Origin of the sequence: Streptomyces sp. SirexAA-E (assembly GCF_000177195.2) — a bacterium.
Classification (GTDB): domain Bacteria; phylum Actinomycetota; class Actinomycetes; order Streptomycetales; family Streptomycetaceae; genus Streptomyces; species Streptomyces flavovirens.
The window spans coordinates 4,519,305-4,542,239 of record NC_015953.1 but is presented as its reverse complement, the minus strand read 5'-3'; the positions used below and the strand labels follow the sequence as shown (position 1 = coordinate 4,542,239).

The following is a 22,935-nucleotide window of genomic DNA, read 5'->3' as shown; positions in this document are numbered from 1 at the left end:
CCCGCTCCCCGCACCGTCCGTGCGGGAAGCGGGGCCTCTTGGTGCACCGGGGGGCCGGGGAACGGTACGGTCGTGCGGGGCCGGTGACCGGCTCGCGGCTCCCGGTGCGGCACGGCACGGGGGCGGATGGCTTGATGGAGAACGGGGAACGTCGTGAGCGATCCGAATCCGTACGCGGACGACTCATACAAGTGGGGCCCGCCCCAGCAGCCGGGCAACCCGCCGACGATGCCGGACGGCCAGGGCTACGGCTACCCGGCGCCGGGCGCCACGCCGGCGTACGGCTACCCGCAGCCGCTGCCCGAGTCGGCCGCTCAGCCCGGCCCTGGGTACGGCTACCCGGGGCCCGGCGGGCAGCCGACGCATCCCGGCTTCCCCCCGCAGGCGCAGCACGGGCAGCCCGGTGGCGGGGTGCCGATGCTGTCGCTCGGTGACATCACCGTCATGAACGACGGCATCGTGACGCCGGCCGGCACGCTGCCGCTCAAGGGCGCGGTGTGGACGGCGACGGACATGTCGCGCACGGAGGAGAAGATCCCGACCGTGGGGATCGTGCTCGCCATCGTGTTCGCGCTGTTCTGCCTGATCGGTCTGCTCTTCCTCCTGATGAAGGAGAAGAGGACGACGGGCTTCATCCAGATCACGGTGACCAGCGGCGGCCGCCACCACGCGACGATGATCCCGGCGAACGGGCCCGAGACCTTCCCCTGGGTCATGGCCCAGCTCAACACCGCCCGTTCCCTCAGCGCCTGAGCCCACCGCCGCCATGGCCCGCTTCCACCACACCGTCACGGTCACGGCCCTCGACCGCGCCTGGTTCGAGGACTGCGCGGCGCTCCTCCTGGACGTCGTGGAGTCGACCCGGACGGGAGCGGGCGGGGCGCTGCTGGAGGACGGGGAGCCCGTCCCGGGCGTGCGGCTCGTGAAGGGCCGTCACCTGCGCGCGGGGGCCCGTTACACGTTCGCCTCGGATCCGGCCCCCTCCCGGCCTCGTGAGGCGCCCGAGGGCCCTCCTGAGGCCATGACGGTCCGCATACAGGAGTGGCGGCGCTCGACCGCGATCGTCGTGGAGCAGCGCCTCGCCTCCGCGGACCTCGCGGGCCGGGCGACCTGGCGGCTCCGTACGCCCGAGCGGCCGTCCGCGCTGGCGGCCGACCTCACCCTGCGCCGTCCCGGCGGCGGCTTCCTCCAGCGGGTCTCCGGCCGCGCGCGGGCCGACCTGGGCGCCTGGTGGGCGGCTGCCGCGGCCCCCGTGGGCGCTCTTCCCCCGGCCCGTGCTCCGCTGACCGCACGCGCCCGGCACCCGCTCGGACGGGCGGCCGTGTCGCTGGCCGCGCGCCCGGCCGGCGACGGGGCGTGGCGGGTCGGTGTCACCCTGACGGTGAGCGGGCGCGCGCTGGTGCGCCCGCCCGCGGCGCTGGTGCTGCTGCTGTTCCGGATCCCGCTGGGGCGTGCGTTCCGCTCCGGGGTGGACGGGGCGGCCGCGCGGTGGAACGAGACGCTCGGCGGGGGCCTTCCGTCCCCCGAGGCGCTGCGGGCGGAGTTCACCGAGGCCATGGCGGCACGGAATCCGCCGGACGGGGCTCCCGGATAGCCTGGGGAGCGTGGCGAAGGAAGAGAAGTCGGCGAAGGCCCCGAAGAGCGAGCAGACCCGCACCGTGATCCTGGAGACGGCCCTCAGGCTCTTCGAGGAACGCGGGTACGACAGGACGACGATGCGGGCCGTCGCCCAGGAGGCCGGGGTCTCCGTGGGCAACGCGTACTACTACTTCGCCTCGAAGGAACACCTGGTCCAGGGTTTCTACGACCGGATCGCCACCGAACACGCGGCGGCGGTGCGGCCGGTGCTGGACGGCGACGCGGACCTCGCCGCGCGCATCCGCGGCCTGCTGCTGGGCTGGCTGGACGTGGCCCAGCCCTACCACCGCTTCGCCGCCCAGTTCTTCAGGAACGCCGCCGACCCGGACAGCCCGCTCTCGCCGTTCTCCGAGGACTCGGCCGAAGCCCGGGACGCGGTGATCGCCCTCCACGAGCGCTGCCTGACCGGTTCCAGCACCCGGTACGACGCGGAACTGGGGCCGATACTGCCGCAGTTGATGTGGCTGATGCAGATGGGCCTGGTGCTGTTCTGGGTCTACGACCGGAGCGAGGGCGCCGCACGCAGCCGGCGCCTGGTGGAGCGCACCGCACCGCTGGCCGCACGGGCGATCGCGCTCTCCCGTTTCCGGGTGCTGCGACCGCTCGTGCGGCAACTCCACGACGTGCTGGTGGAGTTCATGCCCGGGGCCGGTAAGGCCGAGGGCGTCAGATCCAGCTGAGTTCCCACAGGCGCCAGATCCCGGTGCCGTCGGAGAGGTACTGGGAGCCGGAGACCTCGCTCTTGGCGACGACGTAGTCCTTCTTCTGCCACAGCGGGATCAGCGGGACGTCCTCGCCGACCAGTCGCTGCAGCTCCTTGAAGTCGTTCGAGGTGCGGCTGCGGTCGCTGTACTGCTGGGTGGCGGCGATGAGCGCGTCGATCTTCTTGCTCTCGTAGCCGTTGTTGAGGCTGTTGCCCTTGCCGACCAGCGGCTGGCTGAAGTTGTCGGAGTCCGGGAAGTCGGGGAACCATCCGACGGTGTACGCGTCGTACTCGCCGGCCGCGTACCCCTTCTGGAAGGCCGTCCACTCCACGGCCTTCTCGGTGACCTTGAACAGTCCGGACTTCTCCAGCTGGCGGACCAGCTCGGTGCTCTCCTTCTTGTTCGCGTCGTCGTCGCGGTGCGCGAAGGTGATCGGCATCGGGATCTCGACGCCGGCCTCCTGCATCAGCTTCTTCGCCTCGTCCTTGTCGGGGTGCGGGTAGGCGTCGAAGAAGGGGGTGCTGTGCCCGATGTAGCCCTGGGGGATCAGGGAGTACAGGGGCTCGACCGTGCTGTGGTAGACGTCGCCGACTAGCGGTCCGCGGTCGATGATCCACGCGACGGCCTGCCGGACCCGCTTGTCGGAGAACGCCGAACCGTCGCGGACGTTGAAGATGAGGTTGCGGATCTCGGCGCTGCCCGCCTCGGTGATGCGCTGCTCGGTCGCGCCGGGGTTGAGCTCCGCCAGTGTCTCGGCGGGGAGCTGGCGGTGCGTGACGTCGACGCTGCCGGCGTCCCAGGCCGTCTGGAGCTGGCCGGACCCCTCGAAGTAGCGGATCTGGACCGGCCCGCCGGGCTTCTTCACCGCGCCCTTGTAGGCCGGGTTGGGCGTCAGCTCCGCCTGCACTCCGGGCTCGTAGGACTTCAGCGTGAACGGGCCCGATCCGTCGGCCTGGTTCCCGGTGCGGAGCTTGTCCTTGGGGTACTCGGCGGGGTCGACGATGGAGCCGGCGCCGGTGGCGAGCTTCAGCGGGAAGGTCGCGTCACGCGCGGAGAGGTTGAAGGTGATGGTGCGCCCGTCGGCCACGATCGTGTCGAGGCTGGGGAAGAGCGGCGCCGGACCGGAGTCCGCGTTGATCTTCAGGATCCGGTCGAAGGAGTACTTGACGTCCTCCGTGGTGACCTTGTGCCCGTTGGAGAAGGTCAGGTCGTCACGCAGCTTGCACTGGTAGGTCTGGTACTTCTGACCGATGAAGGTGCAGCTCTCGGCCGCGTCCGGCTCCGGCACGATCGCACCGGCCTTGAAGGTCATCAGGGACTGGTAGACGTTGCTGTAGAGCGCCCAGGAGCCGGCGTCGTAGGCGCCCGCCGGGTCGAGGGAGCTCACCACGTCCGACGTGCCGACCTTGATGGGATCGTCGTTCGCCTCGTCCGAGGGGAGCAGTTGCCAGGCGCCGACGCCTACGATGATCAGTACCGCGAGAATCGCGAGAATCCGTATCCGGATCGACCGCATGTGCCGTGCTCTCCCTTACCAGCCCACCTCGGCCCATGTGCCGAGTTGGCGCACATTGCCGCATGTTCGGACTCAGCCAATCACACGATTTTCACATCTGGAAGAGCAAATGGGGCACTCACAGGGTCTTGTTCGCCGAAAGTCTGGATTTGGCTTCGAAATGGGGGGCACACCACCCTCTACCAGCAACTTTCGTTGCTGGGCGTGAGTATGGTGTGCCGTTTGCGTGTTCACGACGGTGTGCGCCGGGAGTTGCTCAGGACTGTTTCGAGGCGAGTTCCACGACGGTGATGTCCGAGGGCGCGCCGACCCGTACCGGAGGGCCCCAGGCTCCCGCCCCGCGCGACACGTAGAGCTGGGTGTCGCCGTAGCGTTCGAGCCCGGCGACGGTGGGGTTGGCCAGCTCGGCCAGGAGGTTGCCGGGCCAGAGCTGACCGCCGTGGGTGTGGCCGGAGAGCTGGAGGTCGACGCCGTGCGCGACGGCGTCGTCGATGACGATCGGCTGGTGTGCGAGGAGGACCGAGGCCCGGCTGCGGTCCCGGTCACCGAGCGCGGCGCCGAAGTCCGGTCCCTGGCCCTCGCTTTCGCCCGCGACGTCGTTGACACCGGCGAGGTCGAACCCGGCGATCTCGACCCGGGCGTTCTCCAGCGGATGCAGCCCGAGCTCCCGTACGTGGGAGACCCACTCGGCGGCGCCGGAGAAGTACTCGTGGTTGCCGGTGACGAAGTAGCTGCCGTGCCGTGATTCGAGTTTGGCCAGTGGTTCGGCGGCGGTGCCGAGGTCGGCGACCGAGCCGTCCACGAGGTCCCCGACCACGGCGACCAGATCGGGCGAGGTCGCGTTGATCGTGTCGACGATGCGCCGGGTGTGGGCGCGGCCGAGGATCGGGCCGAGGTGGATGTCGCTGACGACCGCGATCCGGAAGCCGTGCGCGGAGCGCGGGAGCCGGGCGAGCGGCACGGTGATCCGCTTGACCCGGGGGCCGCGCAGCACCCCGTAGGTGCCGTAGCCGACCGTGCCGAGCCCGGCGAGGGCGGCCGCGCCGCCGACCGCCCGTGCGACGAACAGCCGCCGGGAGGGGCCGGCTGCGGCGGGCTGTGCCGGTCCCGGCACGGTTTGCGGTTCCGGTTCGGATTCCGGTTCCGGCTCGGATTCCGGTTCTGGCTCGGGTCCCGGGGCCGACGGGGCCGATGCGGGGGTGCCGGTGTCCGTGGCGGTCTTCGTGGGGGCGGCCGCGGCGTGCGAGGCGGTACCGGTCGCAGCGACCGGTTCGGGGGCCGTGCCGCCCGGGTCCGCCGTGGCCTCCTCCGCGGCGCCCCGGGCGGCGCGCGGGGCTCCTTCGGGGGCCCGGCGGGCGAGCACCCGCCGCAGCAGCGGCCGTACCGCCTCGCCCACCAGCAGCGCCAGCGTCAGGTAGAGCAGCGCGGCCAGCCACAGGTAGCCCGGCCAGGCCAGCACCTGCTGGAGGGGGAACGGGAAGCCGGCCCGGCCCCCGGCGAAGGCGCCCACGGTCGTCAGGGGCAACACCCACACCGCGACCGTGCCGGCCCGGCGCGCGAGGGAGCCCTCGGCCGTCGTGTCACCGATCAGGCGTCGCCAGACATAGCGGTGCACCCCGGCCAGCAGCGCGAGAACCGCGACCGCCACCAGGACGAAGACGACTACCACTTACGTTCCCCCGCTCCCCCGCCGGACCGAACCCGTCCGGACCTCGTTCATGTGCGTGTGTGCCGAAGCGCCCTGACACCACGGAACCCGATGACCCCGACGGCCGTCCCCAGAAGAAAGGACGTGATGGCGAGCAGCAGATGGACCCAGAAGTACGCGGTCGGGTCACCCGCGTCGTCGAACGCGAGCCCGCTGCCGTCCTTCCAGAGGTTCTTGACGAAAGTGATCCAGATGAACCAGCTCCACACCCCGAAGACGAGCAGGAACCAGGAGACGGGGCGGCTGAGCTTCATGGAATCAGTATCGCCACCGCGCTCGGCGGCTCTCGTCCGGGGTGGGCTGTCCCGGCGGTCCGCACGGCGGGTCAGGCCATCCGGATCCCGATCCATGGCAACGCCATGTACGTTTCCGACCGTGCCTGCTCTGAAAAAGACTGTAATGACGGTCCTCTCTGCCGCTTTGCTGTCCGTTTGCGTCCTCAGTCCGGCCTCGGCGGCCGACAAGGACAAGAAGGACGACAAACAGCCGAAGCCGACGGGTCCCATGTCCACCGTGGGAGGGGAGCGGCTGGGCGCGGTGGGCACCCAGGTCGACCTGGGGCCGGGCGCGCCGGTGCTGCCGAAGGACCTCACCGGCCGGTCCTGGATCGTCGCGGACGCGGAGAGCGGCGACGTGCTGGCGGCGCACAACTCCCACTGGCGGCTGCCGCCCGCCTCGACCCTGAAGATGCTCTTCGCCGACACGGTCCTGCCGGCCCTCCAGCCGACCACGTCCTATCTGGTGAAGGAGCAGGACCTCGCCGGGGTCGGCGAGGGCAGCAGCCTGGTGGGGGTCAAGGAGGACCACAGCTACACGGTCCACGACCTCTGGCTCGGTGTCTTCCTCCAGTCGGGCAACGACGCGGTGCACGTCCTGGCCTCGATGTACGGCGGTGTGGACGCGACGGTCGCGGCGATGCAGCGGCACGCGTACGAGCTCCAGGCCCTCGACACCCGGGTCGTCTCGCCGGACGGTTACGACGCCCAGAACCAGGTCTCCAGCGCGTACGACCTGACGCTGTTCGCCCGCAGCGGGCTCCAGAAGGCGGACTTCCGCGAGTACGCCGCGACGGCCTCCGCGCAGTTCCCCGGGGAGCAGGAGAAGGGCAAGAAGCGGCAGTCCTTCGGGATCCAGAACACCAACCGGCTGCTCACCGGCGCCGACGGTGTGGAGCAGTACCAGGGCATCGCGGGCGTCAAGAACGGCTACACCACCCACGCGGGCAACACCTTCACCGGGGTCGCCGAGCGCAACGGGCGGGTGCTCCTGGTCACCGTCATGCACCCGGACTCCGAGGTGAGCCACGCCGTCTACAAGGAGGCCGCGAGCCTGCTGGACTGGGGATTCTCGGCGAGCGGCAAGGTGAAGCCGGTCGGCACCCTGGTCCCTCCGAAGTCCGCCCTCACCGCGGCCGGTGAGGGCACCGAGCCGGCCGCCGGGGCGAACAAGACACCGGGCGCCGGCAAGGAGAACCAGGCGGCCGTGGGGACCAGCGTGGCCGCCGCCCCCGCCGGCTCCGGGGTCTGGATCGCGCTGTCGGTCGTCGCCGGGGTGCTGGTGGTGCTGACCGCAGGGGTCTTCCTCGTCAACCGGCGCTGGCCGCTGCCCGACCTGGTGCGCCGCCTCCCTCGTCGCTGACGGGGGCGTCCTCGGCGTCCCGCTCGGGCGTCGCCGTCCAGGCGGCGCAGACCAGCAGGAGCTTCGCGCTGAAGTTGATCCACAGCAGCAGCGCGATCGGGACCCCGAAGGCGCCGTACATGCTCTTCGAGGCGACGCCCTTCATATAGCTGCCGAGCAGCAGCTTGAGCAGTTCGAAGCCGACCGCTCCGACGAGCCCGGCGACGAAGAGCCGGTGCCGGGGCGGCTCGACCCCCGGCAGCAGGGTCAGCAGGTAGAGCAGCAGCAGGAAGTCCGCGCCGACCGCCACCACCAGGGCGGCCACCCGGAGCAGCACACCGCCGGCGCCGTCCTCGGGGATGCCGAGCTGGTCGGCGGTCCAGCCGATGGCCGTCGAGCCGATGGTGCTGACGGCGACCGTGGCCAGCGCGGCGCCGCCGAGGCCGATCAGCAGACCGGCGTCCTTGAGCTTGCGGACGACCGGGTTGCCCTGGTCGGCGTCGTCCTTCTCCCAGACGGCGCGCAGGCACTCCCGCATCGAGCCGATCCAGCCGACGCCGGTGAAGAGCAGCAGCAGACCGGCGACCAGCCCGACCGTGCCCGCGTGGGCCACCAGGTTGTCGATGCCCAGCTGGTCGGAGATGCCCGGGACCTGCTCGGCCAGCTGCTTCTCGATCTTGTTCAGCTGCTTGTCCGTCAGGAGCGCCGCGCCGACCGCCGCCCCGACCGCGATCAGCGGGAAGAGCGCCAGGAAGCTGAGAAAGGTGATCGCCGCGGCGAGCCGGGCCCAGTGGACCCGGACCAGCGTCTCGTACGAGCGCCAGGCGTGGGTCTCCGTGAGCCGGCCGACGAGCGGGCCGACGACGGGAAGTTTCTTCAGCCAGTCCATGACCTACGCGTACCCTGCCGGGCGCGGAAAACCGGCAGGCGGGGCCACCCGAGGAACCAATCACCCATTTCGGTGAGTGCTGTAACAAATCCCTCAAAAGGGTTTCCCTTGGCGATACGGTCACCTCCATGTCCGTCGACACGGTGTCCATGACCGGCTGGGGCCGCACCGCCCCGACGACCGCACTCCGGTTCCGCCCCCGTACGTACGAGGAGGCGGCGGTCGCCGTGACGGGCCGCGGGCCGCGCGGGGTCGTCGCCCGGGGGCTGGGCCGGTCCCACGGGGACGCGGCGCAGAACGCGGGCGGTTCGGTGGTCGACATGACCGGGCTGGACCGCGTCCACACGATCGACACCGCCACCGGCACGGTCGTCTGCGACGCCGGGGTGAGCCTGCACCGCCTGATGGAGGTGCTGCTGCCGCTGGGCTGGTTCCTCCCGGTGACGCCGTCGACCCGCTACGTCACGGTGGGCGGCGCGATCGGCTCCGACGTGCACGGACGCAACCACCTGACCGCGGGCTCCTTCACCCGGCACGTGCGCTCCATGGAACTGCTGACCGCCGACGGCGCCGTCCGCACGGTGCTGCCGGGCACCACGCTCTTCGACGCGACGGCGGGAGGTCTGGGTCTGACCGGGGTCGTCCTCTCCGCGACCCTCTCGCTCCGGCCGGTCGCCACCTCCCTGATGACGGTGGTGACCGAGCGGGCGGCCGACCTGGACGAGGCGCTGGCCCGGCTCTCCGCGACCGCCGGCCACCTCCCGTACGCGGCGGCGCGGATCGACCTCATGGCGCGCGGGAAGGCCACCGGGCGCGCCGTCCTGGCCCGGGGGGATCACGCGCCCCTGGACGCCCTCCCGCCGCGCGCCCGGCACACGCCCCTGGTGTTCCGTCCGGCCCAGCTGCCCGCCGCCCCTGCGTACGTACCCGAGGGCCTGCTCGGCCGCACCTCGGCCGCGCTCCTGGCCGAGCTGCGCTTCCGGGGCGCGGGCGCCGTGCGCGCCGGGCGGCTGCAGCGCGTCTCGTCCTTCCTCCACCCCCTGGACGCCCTCCCCGGGTGGAACCGCCTCTACGGCCGGGGTGGCTTCGTGCACTACCGGTTCGCCGTGGGCGAGGGACAGGAGCAGACCCTGCACCGTGTCGTCCGGCGGCTCTCGCTGCGGCGCTGCCCGGCCTTCCACGCCGTGCTCCAGCGGCTGGGGACGGGCGGGCCCGGGTGGCTCTCCTTCCCGGCGCCCGGCTGGTCGCTCTCCTTCGGCCTGCCCGCGGGGCTGCCCGGTCTGGCGCGGCTGCTCGACCGCCTCGACGACGAGGTGGCGGAGGCCGGCGGCCGGGTCTGCCTGGCCCAGGACGCCCGGATGCGCCCGGAGACGCTGGCCGCGATGTACCCGCGGCTGGCGGACTTCCGGGCGCTGCGCGCGGAGCTCGACCCGGACGGCGCCTTCCGCTCGGACCTGTCCCGCCGGCTCTCCCTCTGACCCGCCCGCCGTCACGCCCCCGTCGCTAGGAGATCCCCCCGTGAAGGACGCCTTCGGTGCTCCGCAGTCCCTGCTCGTCCTCGGCGGCACCTCGGAGATCGGCCTGGCCACCGCCCGCCGGCTGATCGCCCGCCGCACCCGTACGGTCCGGCTGGCCGGGCGCCCCTCCCCCGCCCTGGAACGGGCCGCCGACGAGCTGCGCGAGCTGGGTGCCGACGTGCGGACCGTCGCCTTCGACGCGCTGGACTCCGGCTCGCACGAGGAGGTGCTCGGCAAGGTCTTCAGCGACGGCGACATCGACATGGTGCTGCTGGCCTTCGGCATCCTCGGCGACCAGGCGCGCGACGAGGAGGAACCGCTCTCCGCGGTCCAGGTGGCGCAGACCAACTACACCGGCGCGGTCTCCGCCGGACTGGTGTGCGCCGGCGCGCTCCAGGCGCAGGGTCACGGCTCGCTGGTGGTGCTGTCCTCGGTGGCGGGCGAACGGGCCCGCCGCGCCGACTTCATCTACGGCTCCAGCAAGGCGGGCCTGGACGCGTTCGCCCAGGGCCTGGGGGACGCACTGCACGGCACGGGCGTGCACGTGATGGTCGTACGCCCCGGCTTCGTCCGGACCCGCATGACGGCGGGGCGTGAGGAGACACCGCTCGCGACGACGCCGGGCGCCGTCGCGGACGCGATCGTGACGGGGCTGCGGCGGCGCTCGGAGACGGTGTGGGTGCCCGGGGCCCTGCGGGTGGTGATGTCGGCCCTGCGGCACGTGCCGCGCCCGCTGTTCCGGCGGCTGCCCGTGCGGTAGGCGGCCCGGCGCGGGGTCAGGGCCGGAGCGAGGGCTGGTCCACGGACCAGCCGCCCTGGGCCGGTACGGCGGGCGCCGCGCCGCCGCCCCCGAACGGGAACTCCTGGATCTTGCGCCAGACGGCGTCCGTGCCCTGCTCGTACAGCGCGAAAGAACCGCAGGTCCAGGCCGCCTCGTAGGAGGAGAGCTCCTCGTACGCGCGGTCCATGGCCTCCTCGGCGATGCCGTGCGCCACGGTCACGTGCGGGTGGTACGGGAACTGGAGCTCGCGCACCAGCGGCCCCGAGGACTCGCGGACCCGCTTCTGCAGCCAGGAGCAGGCGGAGGCGCCCTCGACGACCTGGACGAAGACGACCGGCGACAGTGGCCGGAAGGTGCCGGTGCCGGAGAGCCGCATCGGGAACGGCCGGCCCGCCGTGGCGATCTGGGCGAGGTGCGCCTCGATCGCCGGCAGGTCGGCCGCCTCCGCCTCGGTCGGCGGGAGGAGGGTGACGTGGGTGGGAATGCCGTACGCGGCAGGGTCCCCGAAGCTCGCGCGCCGCTCCTGGAGCAGGCTGCCGTAGGGCTCCGGGACCGCGATCGAAACGCCAAGCGTTACGGTCCCCACATCGTTCTCCTCTGTTGTCGATGGCCGGTTCTCGACCCTGCCGAGTGCCACTCCGGAGTCGTACGCCACTCGTGCCGACGCCAGTGTGGCCCCTTCGGCAGTGATCTCGCCAGGGTCCTTGGACTCAGTGCTTCGCGGGCAGAAGTCCCATGCGGTCGTACGTCTGCGCCAGCGTCTCCGCCGCGACGGTCCTGGCCTTCTCGGCGCCCTTGGCCAGGATCGAGTCCAGCGTCTCGGGGTCGTCCAGATATTCCTGGGTGCGGGTCCGGAACGGGGTGACGAACTCCACCATGACCTCGGCGAGGTCGGTCTTGAGCGCGCCGTAGCCCTTGCCCTCGTACTTCTGCTCCAGGTCCGTGACGGCGGTGCCGGTGAGGGTGGAGTAGATCGACAGGAGGTTGCTGACGCCGGGCTTCTTCTCGGCGTCGAAGCGGATCACCGTGTCCGTGTCGGTGACGGCGCTCCTGACCTTCTTGGCGGTGGCCTTCGGCTCGTCCAGCAGGTTGATCAGGCCCTTGGGCGTGGACGCCGACTTGCTCATCTTGACCGCCGGGTCCTGGAGGTCGTAGATCTTCGCCGTCTCCTTGAGGATGTACGGCGACGGCACGGTGAACGTCTCGCCGAACCGGCCGTTGAAGCGTTCGGCCAGGTCGCGGGTGAGCTCGATGTGCTGGCGCTGGTCCTCGCCGACCGGTACCTCGTTGGCCTGGTAGAGCAGGATGTCCGCGACCTGGAGCACCGGGTAGGTGAAGAGGCCCACGGTCGCCCGGTCGGCGCCCTGCTTGGCGGACTTGTCCTTGAACTGCGTCATGCGCGAGGCCTCGCCGAAGCCGGTGAGGCAGTTCATGATCCAGCCGAGCTGGGCGTGCTCGGGCACATGGCTCTGGACGAACAGCGTGCAGCGCTCGGGGTCGAGGCCGGCCGCCAGCAGCTGGGCGGCGGCGAGCCGGGTGTTGGAGCGCAGCTCGACCGGGTCCTGCGGAACGGTGATCGCGTGCAGGTCCACCACCATGTAGAAGGCGTCATGGGATTCCTGCAGCGCCACCCACTGGCGGACCGCACCGAGGTAGTTGCCGAGGTGGAACGAGCCTGCGGTGGGCTGGATTCCGGAGAGCACGCGGGGACGATCAGAGGCCATGGCCCCATTGTCTCAGGTGCGCGGGCGATCTCCGGCAGCCGGTGCGGGAAAGGCACGAGCGCGCGCGGCGCGTGGCGGGGGCGTGCGCGCGGGCCCGCACGAGGGCCCCCGGGGCACGCCGGGCCGTGGAGGTTTCCCGGTCCGGGATCCGACCGACGATACAAAGTGGGCACACCCCGCCCGCCCCGCACGACGAACGGAGACCCCGTGTCGACCACGGAGAACGCCCTCGCCTCCGCCGAGGCGCACAGCGCGCACACCTACCACCCGTTGCCGGTCGTCGTGGCGACCGCGGACGGTGCCTGGATGACCGACGTGGAGGGCCGGCGGTACCTCGACCTGCTGGCCGGTTACTCGGCGCTCAACTTCGGCCACGGCAACCGACGTCTGCTCGACGCGGCCCGTGCCCAGCTGGAGCGGGTGACCCTGACCTCGCGCGCCTTCCAGCACGACCGGTTCGCCGACTTCTGTACGCAGTTGGCCGAGCTGTGCGGCATGGAGATGGTGCTGCCCATGAACACCGGGGCGGAGGCAGTGGAGACGGCGGTGAAGACCGCCCGCAAGTGGGGCTACCGCGTCAAGGGCGTCCCGGACGGCATGGCGAAGATCGTCGTGGCCGCCGACAACTTCCACGGCCGCACGACCACCGTCATCAGCTTCTCCACGGACCCGGAGGCGCGTGCCGACTACGGCCCGTACACCCCGGGGTTCGAGATCGTGCCGTACGGGGACCTGACCGCGCTCGCCGACGCGATGACCGAGAACACGGTCGCCGTGCTGCTGGAGCCCATCCAGGGGGAGGCCGGGGTCCTGGTGCCGCCGTCCGGCTACCTGGCCGGGGTGCGGGAGCTGACCCGGGAGCGGAACGTGCTCTTCGTCGCGGACGAGATCCAGTCGGGGCTCGGGCGCACCGGCCGGACCTTCGCCCTGGAACACGAGGGAGTCGTCCCCGACATGTACCTCCTGGGGAAGGCGCTGGGCGGCGGTGTCGTGCCGGTGTCGGCCGTCGTCTCGTCGGCCGCCGTGCTCGGGGTCTTCCGCCCCGGTGAGCACGGGTCGACGTTCGGCGGCAATCCGCTGGCCTGCGCGGTCGCGCTGGAGGTGATCGCGATGCTGCGCACCGGGGAGTACCAGGAGCGGGCGGCGGAGCTGGGCGACCATCTGCACCGCGAGCTGGGGCTGCTGGCCGGCGGCGACGCGGTGACGGCGGTCCGGGGGCGCGGACTGTGGGCGGGGGTCGACATCGACCCGGGGCTCGGGACGGGCCGGGAGATCTCGGAGAAGCTGATGGACCGCGGGGTCCTGGTCAAGGACACCCACGGCTCCACCATCCGGATCGCCCCGCCGCTGGTCATCGGCAAGGAGGACCTGGACTGGGGCCTGGACCAGCTCCGCGCCGTCCTGGGCGGCTGACCGGGCGGGGGACGAGCGAGCTCTCGGCGGCCGGTCCGGCCCGGCGGACTCAGAGGATGACGTGGGGCAGGAAGCGGGCGTACCCGTCCGTGACCGGCCCCGCCGACTCCCTGATCCCGAGTCCGGCGGCCTCGTCCTCCACCACCCAGGCGCCGAGGACCACGCGGTTGCCGTCGAAGTCGGGCAGCGGGGCGAGCCGCTGGTGGCAGCAGGCGTCCTCGCGCGGTGCCGGAGCGCTGCCCGGCTCGTGCAGGGTGACCCCGGCCCCCTCGCGGCCGAGCAGCGGTTTGGCGGCCCACCCCGCTCCCTGGGGACCGGCGAGTTCGCGGGGGCCGTCGAGGTAGGACGGGAGCAGGTTGGGGTGCCCCGGATACAGCTCCCAGAGGACGGCCAGCAGCGCCTTGTTGGAGAGCAGCATCTTCCAGGCGGGTTCGATCCAGCAGGTGGTGCCGGTGCCGCCCCCGTTGTCGAGGGTGTCCAGCACGTGCGGGCCGAAGCGGTCGGTGACCAGCCACTCCCAGGGGTAGAGCTTGAAGCAGCTGCGGATGAAGCGGAGCCGGTCGTCGACGAAGCGGCCGGTCAGCCGGTCCCAGCCGATGCGTTCGACGGAGAGCGCCTCGGTCTCGACACCGGCCTGCTCGGCGGTCTCCCGCAGATAGGCGACCGTCATCAGGTCCTCGCCGATCTCGTCACCGTCGGAGTGGGCGAAGTGCAGGGGCCCCGGCGGGAGCAGGGCCGCCTGCCGCTTCCAGGCGTCGACGAGGCGCTCGTGCAGCGAGTTCCACTGGTCGGCCCGGGGGAAGCGGTCCTCCATCCAGAACCACTGGGGGCTCGCGGCCTCCACCAGCGAGGTGGGGGTGTCGGCGTTGTACTCCAGCATCTTCGCCGGGCCCCGGCCGTCGTAGTGGAGGTCGAACCTCCCGTACAGGGAGGGCAGTTCGGCGCGGCGACGCCAGGACTCGGCGACCAGACCGGCCAGCCGGGGGTCGGTGATGCCCAGCTCGGCGAAACGATCCTGCTCCACGATGTGCGCGGCGGCGGCCAGGCACATGGCGTGCAGCTCCTCGACGACCTCTTCGAGTGCCTCGATCTCGGGCAGCGAGAAGACGTAGTACGCGCTCTCGTCCCAGTAGGGCCGCAGCGATCCGTCCGGGTGGCGGGTCAGCGGGTACACGAGCCCCTGCTCCTCGACGGTCGCCTGCCAGCCCGGGCGCGGTGCGATGGTGCGGCGTTCCACGGCGCTCAGCCACCGCCCGTGCCGGAGCAGCCGAAACCGCCGCGGTCCACCGCGGACTTGTCGAAACTGCCGCCGGAGTAGGAGCCGTTCTTGCTGCTGCCGCCGTAGTAGTACGAGCCGCTGCCGTTCCTGTCGCTGCACTCGTAGCTGGGAAGCTTCTCCCGGGTCACCGGGTCCACGCACCGCCGGTCCGGTTCCGATCCGCACGAGGTGATCGTCACCGCGAGCATCCCCATGCCGCCGAGCACCACGGTGCTCGACCTCAGCCTGCGCTTGGCCATGTTCCGTTCTCCCCCGTCGTACGCGTGAAGTGGCCCCCCCGGCCCCTGCCCGTCTCAGACTAGATCTCCCGGCCTGTCGACTGAACCCGTCGTCGCCGGTCTCCGGGATGCCGACGGGGCTTCAGGGCAGCACCCGGCACAGGGCGTCGAGCGCGCCCGCCCAGGCGCTGTCGGCCGGCGACCCGTAACCGATGACCAGCCCGTCGCGGCCGGACTCCACATCCGGGTGCCGGAAGCGTGCCAGCCCCTCCAGCGCCAGCCCCTGCCAGGCGCCCGCCTGCACCACCGACCGCTCGGTGCCCGCCGGGAGTTCCAGGACGGCGTGCAGCCCGGCCGCGATGCCGCTCACCCGGACGTCCGGCGCCCGTTCGGCGAGCGCGGCCACGAGCGCGTCACGGCGGCGCCGGTAGCGCAGCCGCATGGACCGCACGTGCCGGTCGTACGCCCCGGACGCGATGAACTCCGCGAGCGTCAGCTGGTCCGGCGAGGCCGACATCCACTCGGCGCCGCCCTTCTCCTCGCAGACCTCGCCCACCAGGCTCCGCGGCAGCACCATCCATCCCAGGCGCAGCCCCGGCGCGAGCGACTTGCTGGCGGTCCCGAGGTAGACGACCCGTTCCGGGTCGAGGCCCTGGAGCGCGCCGACCGACTGCCGGTCGTAGCGGAACTCCCCGTCGTAGTCGTCCTCCAGGATCAGCCCGGCCCGGGACCGCGCCCAGTCGACCGCCGCGGCCCGCCGGTCGGCGTGCAGCGGGACCCCCGTCGGGAACTGGTGCGCCGGGGTCATCAGGACCGCGCCGACCCCCCGCATCGCGGCGAGCTCCCCCGTCCTGGCCCCGAGTCCGTCCACCGGCAGGCACGGGGTGCGCAGCCCCGCCCCGGTCAGCAGGTCACGGTGGATGTCCAGCCCGTACGACTCGACGGCCGCCTCCCGCACCCCGCGCCGCCGCAGCACCTTCCCCAGCAGCGACAGCCCGTGGACGAACCCGGCGCAGACGACGATGCGTTCCGGGGCCGCGTAGACCCCGCGGGCCCGTGCCAGGTACTCCGCCAGCACGGTGCGCAGCTCGATGCGGCCCTGGGGGTCGGAGTACCCGAAGGCCTCGTGGGGGGCGGCGGTCAGGGCGCGGCGGGCGGCCTTCAGCCACTCGGCGCGCGGGAAGGCCGAGAGGTCGGGCGACCCGGGCAGCAGGCTGTGGACCGGCCGCCGCCGTACGTTCGGGGACCGGGACGCCCCCGTTCCGGACCGGCGTGCGGCCGGGGCCCGTTGGGCGACCCTCGTCCCCGAACCCTGCCGTGCCGTGAGCCAGCCCTCGGCGACCAGGTCCGCGTAGGCGTCGGCGACGGTGTTGCGGGCCATCCCCAGATCGACGGCGAGCGTCCGGGAGGAGGGCAGCCGGGTGCCGGGGGTCAGCCGTCCCGAGCGGACGGCGTCCCGCAGCGCGGTCGTCAGCCCGCTGCGGAGCCCGGGCCCGACCGGTTCGATGTGCAGGTCGGCACCGAAAGCGGCCCAGGAATCCGTCATGGAAATGGACCATACCGGTGCGCCACCGGAGCCGTAGCGTCGTATCCATGACGACGAACGAGCACCACCACCCCGCGCCCGGCGCGTACGCCCCCGAGCACCCGGCCCGCCTCTCCTGGGCGACGCTCGCGCCCGAGGTGTACAAGGCCATGGTCCGGCTGGACGCGGCGTCCCGTAAGGGCCTGGACCCGAAGCTGCTGGAGCTGGTGAAGGTCCGCGCCTCGCAGATCAACCGCTGCGCCCTCTGCCTGGACATGCACTCCAAGGACGCCCTCGCGGCGGGCGAGTCCGTGGAGCGGCTCGTCCAGCTCAGCGCCTGGGAGGAGTCGCAGCACTTCTACACGGAGAAGGAGCTGGCGGCGATCGAGCTGACCGAGGCCGTGACGGTCCTGACCGACGGCTTCGTGCCGGACGAGGTGTACGCCAAGGCGGCCGAGCACTTCGAGGAGGCCGAACTCGCCCAGCTGATCGCCGCGATCACCGTCATCAACGCCTGGAACCGCTTCGGGGTGTCGACCCGCCAGGTACCGGGCCACTACACGCCCGGAGACATCAAGCACTGACCCGGAGGCCACGGTGCAGGCGCCAAGCACGGACGAAGGGGCGCCCCCGGCAGCGTGTGCCGGGGGCGCCCCTTCGTACGGTCCGGGTGTCCGGCCGGGGCCGGAGGCCGGGTCAGATCAGGCCGAGCTCGCGGACCGCGTCGCGCTCCTCGGTGAGCTCCTGCACCGACGCGTCGATGCGCGCGCGGGAGAACTCGTTGATGTCCAGGCCCTGGACGATCTCGTACTTCCCGTCCTTCGTGGTGACCGGGAAGGAGGAGATGATGCCCTCGGGGACGCCGTAGGAGCCGTCCGACGGGATACCCATCGAGGTCCAGTCGCCCTCGGCGGTGCCGTTGACCCAGGTGTGCACGTGGTCGATGGCGGCGTTGGCGGCCGAGGCGGCGGAGGACGCGCCCCGGGCCTCGATGATCGCCGCGCCGCGCTTGGCGACGGTCGGGATGAAGGTGTCGGCCAGCCACGCCTCGTCGGCGACGACCTCGGCGGCGTTCTTGCCGGCGATCTCCGCGTGGAAGATGTCCGGGTACTGGGTCGCCGAGTGGTTGCCCCAGATCGTCAGCTTCTTGATGTCGGAGACGGCGGCACCGGTCTTGGCGGCCAGCTGCGAGATCGCCCGGTTGTGGTCCAGACGCGTCATCGCGGTGAAGCGCTCGGCCGGTACGTCCGGGGCGGCGGCCTGGGCGATGAGGGCGTTGGTGTTGGCCGGGTTGCCGACGACGAGGACCTTGATGTCGTCCGCGGCGTTGTCGTTGATGGCCTTGCCCTGCGGCTTGAAGATGCCGCCGTTGGCGGAGAGCAGGTCGCCCCGCTCCATGCCCTTCGTACGCGGGCGTGCCCCGACGAGGAGGGCGACGTTCGCACCGGCGAAGCCGACGTTCGGGTCGTCCGTGATCTCGATGCCGCGCAGCAGCGGGAAGGCGCAGTCGTCGAGCTCCATGGCGGTGCCCTCGGCGGCCTTGAGGCCCTGCGGGATCTCGAGGAGTCGCAGGTTGACCGGCACGTCCGGGCCGAGCAGGTGGCCGGAGGCGATGCGGAAGAGCAGCGCGTAGCCGATCTGGCCGGCTGCGCCGGTCACGGTGACATTCACGGGAGTGCGGGTCATGGCGGTCTCCGTTAGACAGCTGGCGGTAGGGGGCACTGCCCCTGGTGCTGGACGTCTCTGAATCTTGATGTGAAGAGAATCCAGCGGTCAGGCTATCGGACCCGCCCCTCCACGGCCGCCCGCCCCCCTGTGTCACCGCGCACAGCCGGTCACGTTGCGCATCCGCCCGGCGCCTCACCCGGGTGTCCGCGGCCGGTCCTCGCGGTGGTGAGGGTCGTGAGGGGCCGGGGCCGGCGTGGACGGACCGGCCGCGGACGCCCTCGGGGCACGGGGCGGTCTACCGGACGAAGGGGCGCACGGGGCATCGGGCGCCACCCGGAACACCGTCACATGCCGCCGGACGCGCCGCGTCGGGACCAGGGCTCGTGACAGCTCGTTGCGGGACGGGCACACGGTGGCGGAATGGTCACTTCCGTGCCACAGGCCCCAGCCACCTCTTGAAGCGAGCACCTCATGTCCACGACGCTGGAGGCAGGACGGGGCAAGGCCGCTCAAGTCACCGCTTTCCGGCGCATCTTGCAACGGCGCTCCCCGTCCGGGTGTCCGTCCCTTCTCGGGGGAGGGGACGGACACCACCCTTGTGCGGGACGGCCGGTGAGATCCCTAACGGATCGTGAAGTGGACGACGTTCTGGAGGAACGGGACGTCCAGCCACGGCTTGGGCTGTGCCATCAGCGCGAGCAGCACGATCAGGCCGCCCATCAGGCCGTACGTGACGAGGTCGGTGAACCGGGACCGCACGGCGAGCATGCCGACGGACGGCACCACCCAGCGCAGCACCGCACCCGCCAGGAGGGCGGCGCCGATCAGCATCGCGCCGATCCTGAAGGCCTCGGCGAAGGGGTCGAGCGCCACGATCAGCAGCCCGGCACCGGCGGTGCAGAGCACCGTCAGCAGGGGCCACTGCCGGGCCGGGGCGGGCGCGTCACCCGACGCGGCCCGGCCGCCGCCCTCGGGGCGCGCGGTGTCACGGGTCAGGGAGAACCGCCGCGACGGCGCCCGGGTCGAGCCGCCGCCCTCACCGGCCGTGGCCGGTTCGTCCGCCGTGGAGCCGTCCGGTCCGGCCGCCTCGTCCGGCCCCGCCTCGGCCGACGCCCCACCGTCCGGCGCCGCCTCGTCGGGTACGGGGCCGTCCGGCCCCGCCGCCTCCCGGGGTCCGGGACCGTCCGCCGTGACCGGCGCCCCGGTCTCTCCCGGCTTCCCGGTCACGGTCGTCCCGGCGGATTCGGCCGGCTCGTCGGCGTGTGTGCCGTCCGACCGTGTGCCGTCCGCCGGACTCGTACCAGCACCCATGGCGTTCCTTCCGGGCCGGGGTCAGCCGGCCGAGACGGCGGAAGCGGCGGCGCGCTCGGCCGCCTCGACCACGTTGACCAGCAGTTGGGCGCGGGTCATGGGACCGACACCGCCCGGGTTGGGGGCGACCCAGGCGGCCACCTCGCGGACGCCGGGGTGCACGTCCCCGACGATCTTGCCGTTCTCGTCCCGGCTGACGCCGACGTCGAGGACGGCCGCGCCCGGCTTGACGTCCTCGGGCTTGACGAGGTGCGGGACCCCGGCGGCGGCCACGATGATGTCGGCCTCGCGCAGGTGCGACGAAAGGTCACGGGTGCCCGTGTGGCACTGGGTGACGGTGGCGTTCTCCGACTTGCGGGTCAGCAGCAGCGGCAGCGGGCGGCCGATGGTGACGCCCCGTCCGACGACCACCACGTGGGCGCCGTTGATCTCCACACCGTGCCGGCGGAGCAGGGTGACGACGCCCTGCGGGGTGCAGGGCAGCGGCGCGGCCTCGTTCAGGACGAGCCTGCCCAGGTTGGTGGGGTGCAGCCCGTCCGCGTCCTTCGCCGGGTCCATCAGCTCCAGGACGCGGTTGGTGTCGATCCCCTTGGGCAGGGGGAGCTGCACGATGTAACCCGTGCACCCGGGGTCGGCGTTGAGCTCCCGTACGACCTCCTCGATCTCCTCCTGGGTCGCGGTGCCGGGGAGTTCGCGCTGGATGGATCCCATGCCGACCTCGGCACAGTCACGGTGCTTGCCGTTCACGTACCACCGGCTGCCCGGATCGTCGCCGACCAGCAGGGTCCCCAGGCCCGGGGTGACGCCCTGCTCCTTGAGGGCCGCCACACGGACGGTCAGGTCGGCTTTGATCGCAGCTGCGGTGGCCTTGCCATCGAGAATCTGGGCAGTCATGGCGCCCATCTTTGCGGATGACCCGCCCTGCATACCAATTACAGGTGGCCGAAATGGACACGAGGTTGCACTTGCACAACGCATCCGGCAATCGACTGGACAGAACGGCGATGTCACGACGACGATAAGTCGCGCAGTACCGCGGACGGTGTCGGGGGGACCAACCGTACAAATTGCGCAGCATTCCTCCAGCCGGACCGCGTCGTCCCCGCAGAACCGCAACGGAGGAATCTCGCCATGAGCTTCGGCGACCCGAACAATCCCTACGGCCAGCAGCAAGGCGGGCAGCCGGGAGGGCAGCCGGGCTACGGCTATCCCCAGCAGGCCCCGCAGGGCGTTCCCCAGCAGGGTTACGGCTACCCGCAGGCTCCCCCGGTCCAGGGCGGCTACGGCTACCCGGGCGGCCCCACGGAGATGCCCGGCGGTGTGAAGGCCGCCCGCGTCATGCTCTACGTGATCGCCGGCCTCCAGGTCATCGGCGCGATCATCTTCGCGATCGCCGCGGCGGCCGTGAACGCGGCCAAGAACGACGCGACGCTCAAGGACGACGTCCAGTTCCAGCAGCTCGCCGACTACTCGGGCGGCGCGCTGTGGGGCTTCGTCGTCTTCGCGGTGCTGTGGGGTGTCTTCGCCGTCGTCCTCGCCGTCAAGTTCGGCAACGGGGGCAACGGCGTGCGCATCACGACCATCGTCTTCGGCGTGATCACCGCGATCCTGGGCATCTACCCCTTCATCCTGGTCGGCCTCGTCCACACGGTCCTCGCCATCCTGGTCACCGTGTTCGTGGCGAAGTCCGACGGCGGCGCCTGGTTCAACCGGCAGCAGCAGCCGCAGCACTGACCTGCGTCACACCGCTTCCAGCGCGCGAAGGCCGCGGCGCCCGCCCACCGGCGGGGGTGCGGCCTTCAGCCATTTCCCGGCACCTGGACGTCCTCGGGGACCGGGGTGGTCCGCTCCATGACCACGAAGGGGCCGGCCTGCCGGGTGATCCGGTAGCGCCCCTCGGGGTGGAGCTGCTGGGCGTACGCCACAGGGTCGTCGATCGGCTGCGACCAGCCGAAGTCCCGGTTGATCGCCACGACGTCGGGGGCGGTGCCCGGGGCCCCGCCGATCCAGTAGACCGTGCGGTCCGAGGTCAGGTGCGACATCAGCGTGATGTCGGTCTCCACCCGCGCGCCCACGGGGATCGCCTCCAGGGCCCGCTCGGCCTCCTCGGCTCGCGCCTCCGTGGCGTACGTCTCCGGGCGCAGCAGATCGCGCAGCGGTAGGTGCTGGGTGAGCGTCACGGCGATCGCGGTGGCGACGGGCACGGCCACCTTCGCGTAACTGACGAGCCAGGGCCGCGTCGAGGCGCGGCTGCGGCGGACGCCGTCGGCCATGGCCAGGAAGACCACCGGCATGAGGATCGCGCTGTAGTGCCAGACCATGCCCCAGTGGTTGGAGTCCTGGGACAGCAGACGCCAGCCGAGCGTGGGCAGGACGAGCAGGACCAGGGGCGAGCGCAGGGCCATGAAGGCGGTGATGCCGACGAGGAAGACGAGCATCTCGATCTTCACGGACGAGTTCAGCACGCCGAGTACGGAGTCGAACAGGGAGACCTCCTGCTCGCCGTTCTTCTCGATCTTCGTCCAGTAGTCGTAGGTCCCGGCGCTGCTGGCCGCCGGTATGAGGACGAGGACGGTCAGCGCGAACGCGCAGATCCCGAACACCGCCAGCAGCAGGCCCTGGAGCCGGCGGCCGAGGAGGATCAGGACCAGCCCGACGGCCGCCACGGTCACCCCGAGGTCCTCCTTGACCAGGACCAGGGGCAGCGCCCACAGGACGGCGGCCCGCCACCGCTCCAGGACCAGCGCCCGGCAGACGAGGGCGACCAGCGGGACGGCGAGGGCGATCTCGTGGAACTCCGCCTTGACCGCCTCCTGGAGCCCCCAGGACAGCCCGTACGCCACCGTCACGCACAGCCCCGAGCGTCCGCCCAGGATCTGCTGGGCGGTACGTCCGACGACGACGGCGGAGGCGGCGAACAGGGCGGCCTGCGCGAAGAGCAGGGCGAGGGCGGACGGCCAGATCCAGTAGAGCGGGACCAGCAGGGCCACGACGGGGCTGAAGTGGTCGCCGAGTATGAGGTAGCCGGGGCCCTTGATGTCGACGACGGGGGCGCGGAAGCCGGCGTACGCCCGTACTTCCTGCTCGAAGATCCCGAGGTCCCAGGAGGGCGAGTGGAAGTGGCTGTACCGGAGGTAGGCGTACAGGAAGTACACCGCGCACAGCACGGCGGCGGTGACGAGGTAGGGCAGCGGGGGTGCGGGGTGCGGGGGGCGGGCGGCGGCCTCGGGGGCCGGATCCGGCTCCTTCTCCCCCGGCACGTCCGTCCCGTTCTGGTTCAGGTCAAGCACGTCGCCCCCGCTGGCCAAATCCCACACTGGTCGCCTGCCGGACGCGCGCGTGCCGACAGGGGCCGGTCCGGCAGGGCCACTCATTAGAACAGAGGGTCGAACCTTCTCCGCATCCCGGGAGTCCGGGTGCGCGTACG

General features: G+C 71.9%; 22 protein-coding genes. 9 read left to right on the top strand and 13 right to left on the bottom strand.

Features of this window, described 5'->3' with window-relative positions; genetic code table 11:
* Positions 1-153 precede the first annotated feature (153 nt).
* The 3 genes from SACTE_RS20395 to SACTE_RS20385 are packed head-to-tail and all read left to right on the top strand — an operon-like array spanning position 154 to position 2,318.
* Entirely contained in the window at positions 154-753 is a 600-nt protein-coding gene (locus SACTE_RS20395) for a hypothetical protein (protein WP_014047899.1), read from the top strand.
* A gap of 13 nt (positions 754-766) precedes the next feature.
* Complete coding sequence (locus SACTE_RS20390) at positions 767-1,594, top strand: hypothetical protein (RefSeq protein WP_014047898.1); 828 nt, start codon at positions 767-769, stop codon at positions 1,592-1,594.
* Positions 1,595-1,604: 10 nt separating this feature from the next.
* Positions 1,605-2,318 (top strand): TetR family transcriptional regulator, encoded by a 714-nt coding sequence (locus SACTE_RS20385; protein WP_014047897.1) that lies wholly within the window; start codon positions 1,605-1,607, stop codon positions 2,316-2,318.
* On the opposite strand, the gene SACTE_RS20380 is transcribed toward SACTE_RS20385, so the two are convergent.
* The 3 genes from SACTE_RS20380 to SACTE_RS35140 form a co-directional block, all read right to left on the bottom strand.
* On the bottom strand, positions 2,305-3,858 hold the full coding sequence (locus tag SACTE_RS20380; protein WP_014047896.1) for an ABC transporter substrate-binding protein: 1,554 nt from the start codon (positions 3,856-3,858) through the stop codon (positions 2,305-2,307). The genes SACTE_RS20385 and SACTE_RS20380 overlap by 14 nt on opposite strands.
* 256 nt (positions 3,859-4,114) lie before the next feature.
* Positions 4,115-5,527 (bottom strand): metallophosphoesterase, encoded by a 1,413-nt coding sequence (locus tag SACTE_RS20375; protein ID WP_014047895.1) that lies wholly within the window; start codon positions 5,525-5,527, stop codon positions 4,115-4,117.
* Between the two features lie 47 nt (positions 5,528-5,574).
* The gene (locus SACTE_RS35140) at positions 5,575-5,820 is read right to left on the bottom strand and encodes a hypothetical protein (RefSeq protein WP_014047894.1); all 246 of its coding nucleotides are present in this window, start codon (positions 5,818-5,820) and stop codon (positions 5,575-5,577) included.
* A 121-nt stretch (positions 5,821-5,941) separates the two neighbouring features.
* On the opposite strand from SACTE_RS35140, the gene SACTE_RS20365 reads away from it, so the two are divergent.
* Entirely contained in the window at positions 5,942-7,204 is a 1,263-nt protein-coding gene (locus SACTE_RS20365) for a D-alanyl-D-alanine carboxypeptidase (RefSeq protein WP_037759280.1), read from the top strand.
* On the opposite strand, the gene SACTE_RS20360 is transcribed toward SACTE_RS20365, so the two are convergent.
* Entirely contained in the window at positions 7,152-8,072 is a 921-nt protein-coding gene (locus SACTE_RS20360) for a YihY/virulence factor BrkB family protein (protein WP_014047892.1), read from the bottom strand. The genes SACTE_RS20365 and SACTE_RS20360 overlap by 53 nt on opposite strands.
* A 128-nt stretch (positions 8,073-8,200) precedes the next feature.
* Here SACTE_RS20360 and SACTE_RS20355 point away from each other — a divergent pair, with 128 nt between their 5' ends.
* Together SACTE_RS20355 and SACTE_RS20350 are read left to right on the top strand one after the other, a co-directional pair.
* Positions 8,201-9,550, top strand: coding sequence for an FAD-binding oxidoreductase (locus SACTE_RS20355; RefSeq protein WP_014047891.1), 1,350 nt, complete (start codon positions 8,201-8,203; stop codon positions 9,548-9,550).
* Between the two features lie 40 nt (positions 9,551-9,590).
* The gene (locus SACTE_RS20350; protein WP_014047890.1) at positions 9,591-10,349 is read left to right on the top strand and encodes a decaprenylphospho-beta-D-erythro-pentofuranosid-2-ulose 2-reductase; all 759 of its coding nucleotides are present in this window, start codon (positions 9,591-9,593) and stop codon (positions 10,347-10,349) included.
* Positions 10,350-10,365: 16 nt separating this feature from the next.
* On the opposite strand, the gene SACTE_RS20345 is transcribed toward SACTE_RS20350, so the two are convergent.
* On the bottom strand, positions 10,366-10,956 hold the full coding sequence (locus SACTE_RS20345) for a 2'-5' RNA ligase family protein (protein ID WP_014047889.1): 591 nt from the start codon (positions 10,954-10,956) through the stop codon (positions 10,366-10,368).
* 124 nt (positions 10,957-11,080) lie between these two features.
* Positions 11,081-12,094 (bottom strand): tryptophan--tRNA ligase, encoded by a 1,014-nt coding sequence (gene trpS / locus SACTE_RS20340; RefSeq protein ID WP_014047888.1) that lies wholly within the window; start codon positions 12,092-12,094, stop codon positions 11,081-11,083.
* A 207-nt stretch (positions 12,095-12,301) separates the two neighbouring features.
* Here trpS and rocD point away from each other — a divergent pair, with 207 nt between their 5' ends.
* Positions 12,302-13,507 (top strand): ornithine--oxo-acid transaminase, encoded by a 1,206-nt coding sequence (rocD, locus tag SACTE_RS20335; protein WP_014047887.1) that lies wholly within the window; start codon positions 12,302-12,304, stop codon positions 13,505-13,507.
* Between the two features lie 49 nt (positions 13,508-13,556).
* Here rocD and SACTE_RS20330 read toward each other — a convergent pair whose 3' ends face one another.
* From SACTE_RS20330 to SACTE_RS20320, 3 genes are all read right to left on the bottom strand, one after another.
* Entirely contained in the window at positions 13,557-14,744 is a 1,188-nt protein-coding gene (locus tag SACTE_RS20330) for a glutathionylspermidine synthase family protein (protein ID WP_014047886.1), read from the bottom strand.
* A 5-nt stretch (positions 14,745-14,749) separates the two neighbouring features.
* Positions 14,750-15,025: a hypothetical protein gene (locus tag SACTE_RS20325; RefSeq protein ID WP_014047885.1), complete on the bottom strand. Its 276-nt coding sequence runs from the start codon at positions 15,023-15,025 to the stop codon at positions 14,750-14,752.
* 121 nt (positions 15,026-15,146) lie between these two features.
* The gene (locus SACTE_RS20320) at positions 15,147-16,550 is read right to left on the bottom strand and encodes a PLP-dependent aminotransferase family protein (RefSeq protein ID WP_014047884.1); all 1,404 of its coding nucleotides are present in this window, start codon (positions 16,548-16,550) and stop codon (positions 15,147-15,149) included.
* Positions 16,551-16,597: 47 nt separating this feature from the next.
* Between SACTE_RS20320 and SACTE_RS20315 the strand changes: the two genes are divergently transcribed.
* On the top strand, positions 16,598-17,113 hold the full coding sequence (locus SACTE_RS20315) for a carboxymuconolactone decarboxylase family protein (protein WP_014047883.1): 516 nt from the start codon (positions 16,598-16,600) through the stop codon (positions 17,111-17,113).
* Between the two features lie 112 nt (positions 17,114-17,225).
* Here SACTE_RS20315 and SACTE_RS20310 read toward each other — a convergent pair whose 3' ends face one another.
* The 3 genes from SACTE_RS20310 to SACTE_RS20300 form a co-directional block, all read right to left on the bottom strand.
* Positions 17,226-18,215, bottom strand: a complete 990-nt coding sequence (locus SACTE_RS20310; RefSeq protein ID WP_014047882.1) for a malate dehydrogenase — start codon at positions 18,213-18,215, stop codon at positions 17,226-17,228.
* Positions 18,216-18,818: 603 nt separating this feature from the next.
* Complete coding sequence (locus SACTE_RS20305; protein WP_014047881.1) at positions 18,819-19,508, bottom strand: DUF3017 domain-containing protein; 690 nt, start codon at positions 19,506-19,508, stop codon at positions 18,819-18,821.
* Positions 19,509-19,529: 21 nt separating this feature from the next.
* Positions 19,530-20,402 carry a bifunctional methylenetetrahydrofolate dehydrogenase/methenyltetrahydrofolate cyclohydrolase gene (locus tag SACTE_RS20300; protein ID WP_019993558.1) on the bottom strand — a complete coding sequence of 291 codons (873 nt, stop codon included), beginning with the start codon at positions 20,400-20,402 and terminating at the stop codon, positions 19,530-19,532.
* Between the two features lie 237 nt (positions 20,403-20,639).
* On the opposite strand from SACTE_RS20300, the gene SACTE_RS20295 reads away from it, so the two are divergent.
* Complete coding sequence (locus SACTE_RS20295; RefSeq protein WP_014047879.1) at positions 20,640-21,242, top strand: hypothetical protein; 603 nt, start codon at positions 20,640-20,642, stop codon at positions 21,240-21,242.
* 65 nt (positions 21,243-21,307) lie between these two features.
* Here the strand turns inward: SACTE_RS20295 and SACTE_RS20290 are convergent, their stop codons facing one another.
* The gene (locus SACTE_RS20290) at positions 21,308-22,798 is read right to left on the bottom strand and encodes a DUF2079 domain-containing protein (RefSeq protein ID WP_037759304.1); all 1,491 of its coding nucleotides are present in this window, start codon (positions 22,796-22,798) and stop codon (positions 21,308-21,310) included.
* Between the last annotated feature and the right edge of the window lie 137 nt (positions 22,799-22,935).